The 12,703-nt window shown below is 36.0% G+C and carries 12 protein-coding genes; 6 read left to right on the top strand and 6 right to left on the bottom strand.

Annotation, left to right across the window (positions count from 1 at the left end):
* The first annotated feature begins 177 nt into the window (after positions 1 to 177).
* The 5 genes from purE (at position 178) to amtB (ending at position 5,178) form a co-directional block, all read left to right on the top strand.
* Entirely contained in the window at positions 178 to 678 is a 501-nt protein-coding gene (gene purE / locus J3U74_RS03655; protein WP_220219244.1) for a 5-(carboxyamino)imidazole ribonucleotide mutase, read from the top strand.
* A 1-nt stretch (position 679) separates the two neighbouring features.
* Complete coding sequence (purK, locus tag J3U74_RS03650) at positions 680 to 1,750, top strand: 5-(carboxyamino)imidazole ribonucleotide synthase (protein WP_267328734.1); 1,071 nt, start codon at positions 680 to 682, stop codon at positions 1,748 to 1,750.
* A gap of 48 nt (positions 1,751 to 1,798) precedes the next feature.
* Complete coding sequence (gene dgt / locus J3U74_RS03645; RefSeq protein WP_267328735.1) at positions 1,799 to 3,286, top strand: dGTPase; 1,488 nt, start codon at positions 1,799 to 1,801, stop codon at positions 3,284 to 3,286.
* Positions 3,287 to 3,538: 252 nt separating this feature from the next.
* Positions 3,539 to 3,877 (top strand): P-II family nitrogen regulator, encoded by a 339-nt coding sequence (gene glnK, locus J3U74_RS03640; protein WP_220219247.1) that lies wholly within the window; start codon positions 3,539 to 3,541, stop codon positions 3,875 to 3,877.
* Positions 3,878 to 3,897: 20 nt separating this feature from the next.
* A complete protein-coding gene (amtB, locus tag J3U74_RS03635; RefSeq protein WP_267328736.1) occupies positions 3,898 to 5,178 on the top strand; it encodes an ammonium transporter AmtB in 1,281 nt (426 codons plus the stop codon).
* Between the two features lie 104 nt (positions 5,179 to 5,282).
* Here amtB and J3U74_RS03630 read toward each other — a convergent pair whose 3' ends face one another.
* Together J3U74_RS03630 and J3U74_RS03625 are read right to left on the bottom strand one after the other, a co-directional pair.
* Entirely contained in the window at positions 5,283 to 5,759 is a 477-nt protein-coding gene (locus tag J3U74_RS03630; protein ID WP_220219249.1) for a hypothetical protein, read from the bottom strand.
* A gap of 617 nt (positions 5,760 to 6,376) precedes the next feature.
* Positions 6,377 to 6,664: a hypothetical protein gene (locus J3U74_RS03625; RefSeq protein ID WP_267328737.1), complete on the bottom strand. Its 288-nt coding sequence runs from the start codon at positions 6,662 to 6,664 to the stop codon at positions 6,377 to 6,379.
* Between the two features lie 365 nt (positions 6,665 to 7,029).
* Here J3U74_RS03625 and dsdC point away from each other — a divergent pair, with 365 nt between their 5' ends.
* Positions 7,030 to 7,998, top strand: a complete 969-nt coding sequence (dsdC, locus tag J3U74_RS03620) for a DNA-binding transcriptional regulator DsdC (protein ID WP_267328738.1) — start codon at positions 7,030 to 7,032, stop codon at positions 7,996 to 7,998.
* A gap of 76 nt (positions 7,999 to 8,074) precedes the next feature.
* On the opposite strand, the gene J3U74_RS03615 is transcribed toward dsdC, so the two are convergent.
* The 4 genes from J3U74_RS03615 to fdhD all read right to left on the bottom strand — a co-directional run bounded on the left by J3U74_RS03615 (position 8,075) and on the right by fdhD (position 12,561).
* A complete protein-coding gene (locus J3U74_RS03615; RefSeq protein WP_220219252.1) occupies positions 8,075 to 8,986 on the bottom strand; it encodes an EamA family transporter in 912 nt (303 codons plus the stop codon).
* A 217-nt stretch (positions 8,987 to 9,203) separates the two neighbouring features.
* Positions 9,204 to 10,442 (bottom strand): nucleoside permease, encoded by a 1,239-nt coding sequence (locus J3U74_RS03610; protein ID WP_220219253.1) that lies wholly within the window; start codon positions 10,440 to 10,442, stop codon positions 9,204 to 9,206.
* Between the two features lie 62 nt (positions 10,443 to 10,504).
* A complete protein-coding gene (locus J3U74_RS03605) occupies positions 10,505 to 11,323 on the bottom strand; it encodes a purine-nucleoside phosphorylase (RefSeq protein ID WP_220219254.1) in 819 nt (272 codons plus the stop codon).
* A 425-nt stretch (positions 11,324 to 11,748) separates the two neighbouring features.
* Positions 11,749 to 12,561 carry a formate dehydrogenase accessory sulfurtransferase FdhD gene (fdhD, locus tag J3U74_RS03600; RefSeq protein WP_267328739.1) on the bottom strand — a complete coding sequence of 271 codons (813 nt, stop codon included), beginning with the start codon at positions 12,559 to 12,561 and terminating at the stop codon, positions 11,749 to 11,751.
* Positions 12,562 to 12,703: the final 142 nt, after the last annotated feature.

Genomic DNA, 12,703 nt, shown 5'->3' with positions numbered 1-12,703 from the left:
ATTTATAGTAACAAAACCAGCTAACGGCAAAGCCCTTAAAACGTAAACGGTGAACAGGTTACGTTTGTCCAATCAAATATAGTTACCCCCAAATACTGGCTTTTTTTTATCCTCATTAATTAAATTTTAGTGTATACTTTCGTACACTTAACACTTGATATCTTCACACCTATATCTATGCATATTCAACCTAAAATAGCCATTGTCATGGGCTCTAAAAGTGATTGGAACACAATGCAACATGCGGCTGATATCCTTGATGCATTAGCCATTACTTATCATGTCGAAATTGTCTCCGCACATCGTACACCCGATAAATTATTTCAATTTGCTCAAGATGCAAAGCAACGAGGATTTGAAGTAATTATTGCCGGGGCTGGCGGAGCTGCTCATCTGCCCGGTATGTTAGCGGCAAAAACGCTTGTGCCGGTATTGGGCGTGCCTGTACAAAGCGCTGCATTAAATGGCTTAGATAGTTTATATTCCATTGTTCAAATGCCAAAAGGCATTCCGGTTGGCACATTAGCTATCGGTAAAGCGGGTGCAGCAAATGCCGCATTATTGGCAGCTCAAATTTTGGCATTACATGATAAAGACATTTATCAACGATTATCGACATGGCGCTTAAGCCAAACCGATGAAGTATTAAATAATCCTGATCCAAGAGTAGAAGCATAAAATGACAACTCAAACTGTATGTGTGCTTGGCAATGGTCAATTAGGGCGCATGCTCAGACAAGCTGGCGAACCATTAGGTATTAAAGTCTTTCCTGTGGGGCTAGATGATGACCCAAAAACGATTCCTTATCAACATTCAGTCATTACGGCCGAAATTGAACGCTGGCCAGATACCCCTTTTACGCAGCTATTAGCTAATCATCCCCACTTTATTAATCGAAATATCTTCCCAATTATTGCTGATCGCCTGACCCAAAAACAACTACTGGATGAACTAGGATTACCCACAGCAAAATGGTGCCCACTTAATGATAAACAGGACTGGCAAACACTGTTTAATCAGTTGGGTGAACGACTAATTGTAAAACGTCGAACCGGCGGTTATGACGGTCGAGGACAGTGGCGCATTGGGATCAATAGTGAAATTGATGTACCGGATGATATATATCAACATGCTATCGTTGAACAAGCGATTTTATTTGAAAAAGAGATGTCATTAATTGGTGCCCGTAATGCCCAAGGTGAAACTGTCTTCTATCCACTCACCAACAACCTACATCAAGACGGCATATTAAAAATGAGTGTTGCACTGGCGGAGCAAGCGCCGGAGCTACAAACTAAAGCAGAAACAATGCTTGCAACTATCATGCATAAACTCAACTATATTGGGGTTATGGCGATGGAGTGTTTTGTTAAAGGTGATGAGCTACTCATTAATGAGCTGGCACCTCGTGTACATAATAGTGGTCACTGGACTCAAAATGGCGCATCTATCAGTCAATTTGAATTGCATCTGAGAGCGATATTAAACTTACCTATGCCTAAACCTGATGTTTCAAGTCCGGCGGTTATGGTTAATTTAATTGGTACTCACCTCAATTACAATTGGTTGACTGATGAGTTAGTTCATCTGCATTGGTATGAAAAAGAGGTAAGGGCAGGGCGTAAAGTTGGGCACCTTAACTTAACGCATAATCAGCCAGAAAAATTAATACGTTCTTTAGATAAACTTATTCCATTATTGCCGGCTGATTATCAAATTCCGATCGAATGGGCAAAGCAATGGTTATAACGGTTTGATGTGTAACAAAGTTATCAATTTAATTCAAAGGAATGTACCATGATCGACTTCAATCAAAAAATTAATTACCAACGATATAGTAGCAAACAGTGTGAAACGCTAAACGATGAGTATGCTGTATTACGTCGATTTGAAAGTGATCGTGGTCGAATTATCAACTCGGCGGCTATACGACGCCTACAACAAAAAACTCAAGTTTTTCCATTAGAACGTAATTCGGTTGTGCGTACAAGGTTAACTCACTCAATGGAAGTCCAACAGGTTGGGCGTTACATAGTCAAAGAGATAGTTGATCGTTTAAATAAATCCGGGCAATTGAAAAAATACGGGCTTGATAAATCGATTATGTCGATTGAAACGCTGGTCGAAATGGCGTGTTTAATGCATGACATTGGTAACCCACCATTTGGTCATTTTGGTGAAGCGGCGATTAACCAATGGTTTACACAACGTTTAGGCATCGATAAACAGAGCCGTTATAAAGTGCTTGAAGAGTATGCCAGTGACAATGAAGACATCCGCCAACTAAAACAAAAGATTCGTCAAGATCTCTGCCATTTTGAAGGTAATGCTCAAGCGATCCGTTTAGTTCACACAATATTAAAACTCAATTTAACTTATTCGCAAATTGCTTCCATACTTAAATATTCTAAGCCGGCATATTGGTCATCACCAGTACCCGATAAGTTTGCCTATTTAATGAAAAAGCCCGGTTATTACTTATCTGAAGAACCTTTTATTTTAGAGATGTCAAAGCAGTTAGATATCCAGCCATTTCATCGTTATCCGCTTACCTATATTATGGAAGCAGCCGATGATATCTCATACTGTATTGCTGATTTGGAAGATGCCGTTGAAAAGAAAATTTTAACAGTACAACAGTTATATTACTCTTTAAAAGAGGCGTGGGGGCCTGTTAAAAAAGGCGATCTCTTCGATTATGTGGTAAACCGCCCTTATGAAAACCTAAAACAAAACCAATTTGAAGCCATAGGCATAGATCAATTCTTTATGTATTTACGTGTCAATACAATAGGTAGACTTGTTCCGCATGCCGCTGAACGTTTCATTGAAAATATCGAAGCAATCTATCACGGCTCATTTAATCATGCTTTACTGGAAGATCATGATGCCGAATATAAACTGCTTAATATTTTTAAAACTGTTGGGGTTGAACATATTTTTAATCATGAATCAGTGGAAAATATTGAACTGCAAGGCTATCGAATTATAAGCGGATTATTAGATATCTACAGCCCTTTACTCGATATGCCAACCGACGATTTTACAAAACTGGTGCAAGATGGCAATCACAAAAAATATCCTATCGAAACACGCTTGTATCATAAATTATCATCAAAACATCGTGTCGCTTATCAACAAGCTGTGACGAAACACAATATCAAACAGCCAGATTATGCTTGCTGGGAATTTTATTATCGTTGCCGATTGATTCAAGACTATATCAGTGGGATGACAGACCACTTTGCCTATGATGAATATCGTAAATTAATGGTGACGTTCTAAATAAATTGATTTTAGTGGGCACCAAAAAACAGCACTGCACTATATTAGTGCGCAAATAAAACTCACGATCAAGCTAAAGCCGCAGCTTTAGCTTTCTAACGTAGTAAACTTGCATATCTGCCTCATTGGCGAAATAGCAAGCTAACTTGATATCAATATATCCTGCTATTTCTGGCAAAGATAAAGCACATTAATTTATGGCATGTACTTTGCATTACATTGCTTATCTATCATATTTATGAGGAGCAATGAATGAAATTAGTTACCGTCATTATTAAACCATTCAAGTTAGAAGAAGTCCGAGAATCACTGTCCAATATAGGTATAACAGGCTTAACGGTGACCGAAGTTAAAGGTTTTGGTCGCCAAAAAGGGCATGCTGAATTGTATCGAGGCGCAGAATACAATGTTAACTTCCTGCCAAAAGTCAAAATAGAACTAGCCATTAATGATGAGCAGTTAGAAGAGGTGATAAGCACCATTTCTAAAGCGGCACATACCGGCAAAATAGGCGACGGTAAGATTTTTGTTACCGCTCTTGAACATGTGGTACGAATTCGTACCGGTGAAACCGATGAAGCAGCACTTTAGTCATTGTTAAGGATATTGTTATGTTAAAAAAGTTGATTTTTCCAATTGGGTTATTGCTTTCCTGTCCTGCCTTTGCTGATGAAATTTTGATAGTCGATAAAGCGGACAATGCATTTATGATGATCTGTACTGCACTGGTACTGTTTATGTCTGTTCCGGGAATAGCGCTATTTTATGGTGGATTACTGCGTTCTAAAAATGTGCTATCGATGTTATCACAAGTATTAGTCAGCTTTTCGTTAATTGCAGTACTTTGGATTGTTTACGGATATAGTTTAGCATTTGGTGAAGGTAACTGGTTTTTTGGCAATTTCGAGCACTTTTTATTAATTGGTGTCGGTATTACCGATATCTCTGGTTCAATTTTTGAACTTATTTGGATTGCTTTTCAAGGCTCATTTGCTTGTATAACCTGCTGTTTAATTTTAGGCGCATTTGCTGAACGGATCCGTTTTTCAGCCGTATTAATTTTTACTGTTTTATGGTTCACCTTCTCTTATATCCCAATGGCACATATGGTTTGGGGCGGCGGAATATTAGGTGATGAAGGCGCATTAGATTTTGCCGGTGGCACGGTGGTACACATTAATGCTGCCGTTGCCGGTTTAATTGGCGCATATCTGATTAAAAATCGAATCGGTTATAACCGTGAACCACTTAAACCGTTCAATTTACCTTATGTTTATCTGGGGGCTGCAATCTTATATATTGGCTGGTTTGGATTCAACGCCGGATCGTCAACTCATGCAGATGAAATAGCCGGTCTTGCCTTTATCAATACGGTAGCTGCCACCGCCGCAGCGGTTTTAGCATGGTCGGTAGCCGAATGGGTATTACGTGGCAAACCTTCATGTTTAGGCGCAGTATCCGGTGTCATTGCCGGATTAGTCGGGATAACTCCAGCGGCCGGCTTTGTCGGTGTTGGCGGAGCAATGCTGATAGGTCTTATTTGTGGATTTGCCGGTGTATGGGGCGTTTCATCACTAAAACGTATCTTAAAAGTTGATGATACCTGTGATGTCTTTGGTGTACATGGGGTGTGTGGGATCGTCGGTTGTTTACTAACCGGAATTTTCACATCAGAATCATTAGGTGGATTAGGTTATAGCGAAGATACCAATATGTTAAGCCAAGTGGGTGTTCAATTGATGAGTATTATCACCTGCGTTATATGGACATCCGTTGTTGCCTTTGTCGCGTATAAAATCGCTGATCTTTGCGTCGGCTTACGTGTTCCTGAAGAGCAAGAGCGTGAAGGATTGGATATCAATAGTCATGGTGAAAGTGCATTTAATAGTTAATTGAATGTGAGTAACAAAAGATTCACTATTTAAATAATCTACAGCAAATTATTGCTGTAGATTATGATTTATAACAATTGTTGTATTGTTACTGATATAAATTTTTAATCGTCCCAAAGCATAATTGCATTGTCTTCGGTTAAAATTAATGGTGGAGCAAAAAGATACTCTTTAATCTTAGTGGGTATCACATCCACATCATTTAGATTAAGTTGTAATTCCGGATAAGCTTTTGCTAACTCTTTTAATCGAGTATTAAGTAATTGCTTAACCTTATTCGATTCGTTTTCAATTGCAATTTCATCTTTTAGCATGCCAATCTGTTTAGCATGGTGTTCAGACTCAAATATTTCACGAAAGATAAACGAAAACCCGCCACTGTTATTTGAGCTGTTACTATCATGATACTCCTTGTATTCAGAATGACGTAATTTCAGCTCCTTAATACGTAACCCAATAATCTCATCAATATGATCAGTATAATAATTTAGCGTTGGATCTAAATAGGCTAAGGTTTTGTGTTCAGGAATTGCATCATTACTATGTACTAACGTAAATAAAGGTTTTTTCTGTGTCTTCATTCTGTAACTTCCTTTTTAATATTGTATAAAAATAACAACAATATATTGAATAAAAATTGTTACTTTTAGGTAAAGATGTTTCAGTTTTACATAACGTTTCAGTATGAAATCAATCAAGATTTCAAAATTAACTACTATTTACTTTTAGAAATTAGAACTAATGGTGGTTTATAACATCGATTAACAAACCACTTTAATTACCGTTACAACCCAACTTAAAAAAATTAAACAGAAATAAATTGTTCCTCAATACCCTCCATTAATTAATGCTATTAATTGCCTGTTTTGCTACAAGCAGATGATGTTTAAAACATGTGTTTACAACTCCGTTTGAATTTGTCCTAACTACATTAAAACTACGACTTAACGAGAATCTAACTAAAACAAATTAAACATTGATATCTATACACACAATAATTGAATTTCTTATTGCATATATCTTAGACATTAACTGTACAAAATTAAGCTAACAAAAACATCCGTATTAAATTTAGAAAATCATGCTATCAAACTAATCATTTACTCATAATTTAATAGGTTATTACATTTATTACTATTTCAAAGCAGCTTGTAAACAGTCAATTAAGAGACTAATTAACAAATAAAAATATCGCGTTTCAAAACAAATAAAATTGTTTTAAACAGTAAAAATTTTTAGGAAATTGAGCATTTAGGGTGCAATCCATTTTATTATCTCTTCTTCCTGAATTTGTTAATAAAATATTGAATGAGCTTCTTTGAATTATAAAATAAAAATTAAAGTAATATTTCAAAAAAATGTAAAAATAAACAACTTTAATTTTGTTTGCTTGTTTTTGACAGAATAAAACAAGTTCTTCTAAAAATAAAAGATTATTTATTATGTGGGGACGGCGTATTAATTTTTCAATACCTACTGGTGACATTACTTCATTCCTTTTTATTTTATTGAATAAACTCGATAACAATACTTATAAACTAAGGTGAAGCTATATTTAAAGACTGAATTTCACTAAAAGATAATACAAAAAATAATCAAATCTCAGTTAAGTTTTTTTATTAAAAATGTTATCTTTCTAGTTTATAAATGCTAGTGTTTTTACAAGTTTTTGTCCAGTATTTGACAAATGATCAATTATGAACTTAACATGAACTAGATTGTTTCAAATATGTGATCTAGATCATAAAATTAGCTCACGCTTCAACATGAAGAAATTAGTGTAGGTATCTAAGTAAGGATAAGAGGTTTTTAGGTAATAGTTTTTATAATGCTCTAATAGGAGTGCTGTAAATGTACGATGAAGATAAATATCTGAATAAGAATCGTGTTATCAACCGCTATCAATTATCAAAGTTACATACTTTCGAATCAGCCGCAAGGCACCTATCGTTTGCATTGGCAGCTGAAGAACTATGTATCAGCCCAAGTGCGGTAAGTCATCAAATTAATAAATTAGAAGAAGAACTAAACTTCAAATTATTTAAACGATTTCATCGCCGAATATCACTCACTCGCGATGGAAATAATTTATTTAATGTAGTAAAAAGTTCACTCAATAATCTAAATCAAGAAATATTAGAGATTAAAAATCAAGAACTCTCTGGTGCGCTGACTATCTATTCCAGTCCGTCTTTTGCTCAAGAGTGGCTGATCCCTAAATTATCGATGTTTATTGAGGATTATCCCTATATTTCATTGAATATTTTATCGGGAAATAAGATTCTTAACTTTAGCCAGCATCGAGTTGATCTTACAATTTATTATGATGATCTCCATTATGATGAATTGCTTTGTGAACATCTTATGAACGAAAGTATTTTGCCGGTTTGTACGCCGTCTTATGCAGTCAAACATGACTTACATGAAAACATTGATAATCTTCACAAATGCATATTTTTACATGACAACCAAAATAATGGCTACGATTCCAATTTTGCCGAGTGGGAGGCGTGGACTAAATATTTCTCGCTAGCTTGTGATTTAAACAAAATGCAAAATATGCTATTTGACCGATCAGATTATGCAATAACCGCAGCCTTAAATCATGTTGGAATCGCAATGGGGCGAAAACTCCTTGTCCAAAAATATCTTCAAACAGGTCAATTAATTTCGCCTTTTCCAAATATGGAGGCTCCTTGTTCTCAGCGCTATTATGTCTGTAAATCACAGGGCAAATATAATCCAAAAGTTGATATTTTTATCAATTGGTTAAAAAATCAGTTCAAACAATCACCCCTATCATTATTGATTGAACGCTAATGTGTTTGCTGCAAATGATTAAGGTAAGATTCCAGTAATAAGTGTGGTTTGATTAACCACACTTAAAGCTGTTTAATTAGGGTCTTTTTTTGATATGGATTAAGTTAGGTAAGGCGATAGCCAATAAAATAATTAACACGCCTACCCACTGATTAAAATACACTGACTCTTTCAAGTAGAAATAAGAACAGGTTACCGCAACCGGCAATTCAGCCGCTGATAAAATCGCACTAAATGAAATCCCAATTTTGGGAATGCCCACCGAAAACAGAAAAGGGGGTAGTACTGTGCCGAGTAACGCTAGTAAAAAACCTAATTGATAGAGTTGATCATGAATATTAATTTTGAAAAAGAACATCGGCGGAAAAATCAAAAACGTCACAATGCAAGCGCCGGTAATCATTAATGCACTTTTTTCAAGCTTAGGTAATTCATTGCCAATATTACTGCTGGTAGTAATAAATAAGGAGTACATAATGGCGGCTAATAGCCCAAACATACAACCAAACAAGTTTAAACGAATATCTTCATTAAAAATACCTGCTGCTAAAGCGCTTCCAACAATAATGACAATGACAGTGACAATTTGAATAAATGATGGTTTATTTTTGAAAATGACAAAATCAATAATCACGCTGATCCATAGATACTGCATTAACAAAATGATAGCAATCGAAGCAGGTACCAATTGAACGCATTGATAATAACAAATACCGACTAAACCAGGGAAAATCCCCACCGCACAAACTTTCCATTTTTTGGTTAATGGCTGATTTAGTTCTTTTTCTGAATTGGATTTAGATTTGTGAAGTGTTTTGACTATAAGGTGAATACCCCACAAAATTAGCATTCCTAAAAAACATTGTACACCAGTTACTTCACCCAATGAATAACCCGCTTTATACGCGGTTTTTACAATCGAAGAGAGCACACCAAAACTACAAGCGCCTAAAAATACTAATAGTCCTCCTAAAAATTTTTCTTTCATAGTTAAATCTCGTTACTTTAAAAAACTCTATATTTCAAAAACTGTACTTATAAAACGGTACTTTTAACACATTGCCGATAACATTTTCGACACACAAACAAATAAGAGCCTACAGAGGATGCCTCTGTAGCTCTAAAATAATTAATAAATTAATCCTAAATGATCACAATAGAATATAAGCAATTGCGCTTAGCGCAATAATTTGACTGGGAAGTTATTACAACGCAGTTTCAGTTTTCTTATGGTCATAGTTGAATGTAAAATAAAATATAATACCTAAAATCAGCGCATAAGAAGCGAAAATTAGCCATATTGATTGCCAATCTTTAACACCATCATGCGTATACATATCAATGACAATACCGCTTAAAATAGAACCTAAATAAGCGCCAATACCATTGACCATTGTCATATATAATCCTTGCGCACTCGCCCGAATATTCGAACTCACTTCCTTTTCGATAAATATCGAACCGGAGATATTAAAAAAGTCAAAAGCGCAACCATAAACAATCATCGATAACATCAAAAGCACAAAGCCAAATGGTGTTGGATCACCAAATGCAAAAAGACCAAATCTTAAAGTCCAAGCAATGATGCTGATCATTATTACTTTTTTGATGCCAAATTTTTTAAGGAAAAATGGTATCGTCAAAATAAAAGCGACTTCCGCCATTTGGGATACCGAAAGTAAAATAGCCGGATATTGTACAATCAAGCTATCTTTAAATTCCGGTATTCTATCAAAATCGTGCAAGAAAGCGCCACCATAAGTGTTAGTGATTTGTAATATCGCACCGAGTAACATGGCAAACAGAAAAAACACCGCCATCGTCGGTTTCTTGAATAAAACGAAAGCATCAAAACCTAATCGAGCAGCCCATGACTGCTTAGGATCTTTTTTAATTGCAATGTCTGGCAAGGTTGCACTATACAATACCAGTATTACCGATGCCGCACATGCGACATAAAGTTGTGCATTGCTAAGTTCAAATTTGAGTAAACTTATCATCCACATGGCGATAATAAAACCAATGGTGCCGTACACTCTTATTTTTGGAAAAACAGTAACCGTATCAAGCTTACTGTTATCTAAACAATGATAGCTAATCGAGTTTGAAAGGGCGATAGTTGGCATAAAAGCAAGTGCATTACACAGCATGACCCAAAATAATACAGTGGAATTATCGACCGAAGCAGCATAAAAAAGCGCTATTGCACAAATTGAATGACAAAGCATATAGAGATATTTTGCTTGAACAAATTTATCGGCAATAATCCCAATAATACATGGCATAATCAACGCAGCTAATCCTTTTGTGCTAAAAATCATCCCGACTTCCGTACCTGAAAAGTGTAAAGTCTTAAACAGATAGGAGCCAAAAGTAACTAACCAGCTTCCCCAAATAAAATATTGGAAAAACAACATTATTTTTAATCTATCTTTTATGTTCATGTTTGCTATCCATAATATAAGTGTGTACGGCTTGTACCACTCAAAATAATAAAAACGAATAATTAAAAACGTTCGATAGTTTTGGTAATTAATTGTAAGAAAGTTGCTTTAACACGTTCGGCTGTTTCAATCACCTCTTCATGCCCTAATGGCTGATCTAAAATGCCACAAGCCATATTGGTTAAGCACGAAATACCAATAGTTTTGATACCTGAATGGTGAGCAACAATTGCTTCCGGTACGGTTGACATACCCACAGCATCAGCGCCTAACACACGAATCATTCTAATTTCAGCCGGCGTTTCGTAAGTTGGACCCGTCCACCAAGCATAGACACCTTGTTGTAAAGTAATATTGAGTTCTTTAGCAACGTCAAGGACGGTAGCGCGTAACTGTTTGTTGTAAAGTTCGCTAACATCTAAAAAGCGTACCCCTAACTCAGGGTTATTTGGACCAATTAATGGATTATTGGCAGTTAAATTAATATGATCGGTAATTAACATCAGTTCGCCGGGTTTAAAGCTGGTATTAACGGCACCACAGGCATTAGTAATAATTAACTTTTCAACGCCCAGCATTTTCATTACACGAACAGGAAAAGTCACTTGATCTAAAGAAAACCCTTCGTAATAATGGAAACGTCCTTTCATCGCAACCACTGTTTTACCGCCGCTTTTACCAATGACTAATTCATTAGCATGACCGACCGCAGCCGATTGAGCAAAATGAGGGATATTGTCATATGCTATGCGAACGGCATCTTCAAGAGTATCAGCAAATGGACCTAAACCAGAGCCTAAAATAATGCCGATAGTTGGTTTTTTATCGGTGTGTTGTTGAATATAGTTAACCGCTTGTTGTATATCTGCTGTTTGATGCATGAGTGTACCTTTTCATTTTTAATATGTGCTAATAAATAACGCTAAGTGATAAAAATAACCACCTAAAACTTATAAATAATCAGAATGCTAAATTAAGATAAATTTAACATTAGCAATTTGAATGATAATTATTAATATCACTTAGTATGTCACAAGAAATGATATAAATAATCTGCTTTTTCTCAAAACGAGAAAAAGATCACATAAAAAGATATAATAAAAACAATGTATTTATTATTTCGGCGTATATTATGATGATCTTCTTAAAAGAAGGGAAGTTGATTATTGCTTAAAGCGTATTCGCCTTGTGCTATTTCAAGTATTAAATCTTATAAATCAAATCATTAGACTAAAAATTAATTTAGTCTAACTGCACATAGTAATTTGTCTGTTAAATATCTATTCAATTACGGATCTTATTATGTTTAAAACCCCTCAATCCGCTCACCACCACTATAGACAACGCCTTTAGTACCTCGAAAAAATCCTATTAATGTGAGATTACTTTGTTTGGCTTGCTCTACAGCCATCGATGTTGCTGCTGACACAGCCAGTAAGATCTCAATACCACAAATAGCACTCTTTTGTACCATTTCATAACTGGCTCGACTGGAGACCAAAATCACACCTGCCGGATGATCAGGCTGTTGCTGTAACTGTTTGGCTCGATAGCCCAATAGTTTATCTAACGCCACATGCCTACCGATATCTTCAAACCCGGCAATAAAGTTTCCCTGTAAATCGAGCCATACCGCTGCATGAGTGCAACCTGTTTGCTGCCCGACAAGCTGCACTTGCTCTAAAGTTGCCAGCGAGTTTGTAAAATCAGATAAGTTAATCCGGTGATTGTTTGGCAACGTTGGGATAAATTGACAAACTTGTTCGATCTGTTCGCTACCACAAATTCCACAACCGGTTCGGCCAGCTAAGTGGCGGCGCTTGTTTTTTAGTTCAGCAAAGCGTCTTGATGAGAGTTCAATATGCACTTCAATGCCTTGCGGGGTAGGGTTGATATCAATGCCATAAATATCCGTCACTGCGGTAATAATTTTTTCGGTTAATGAAAAACCAATAGCAAAATACGCTAAGTCTTTAGGCGATGCCATCATCACCACGTGGGAAATACCGTTATAAATCAGGGCTACCGGCATTTCTATAGCTAACTGATCTAACTCAGGTGCCAACTGTTTGGCAGCAATAAATTTATTAACTGTAAGTGTTTCAATACCGATTGTCATAGTTGGCTCTTGATCTTGATGTTGTCAATGAGATTAGTAAGTTAAATATAATAACTGAGGATATAATTAATAGAAAGTACGGAATAATCAACGAAAATTGAAGATAGTAAGGTTCTACCAATCATTGACTTATTGAGATGCG

The organism is Gilliamella sp. B3892 (assembly GCF_026536305.1).
Taxonomy (GTDB): Bacteria; Pseudomonadota; Gammaproteobacteria; order Enterobacterales; family Orbaceae; genus Gilliamella.
This window is presented reverse-complemented; position numbering and strand designations above follow the sequence as displayed.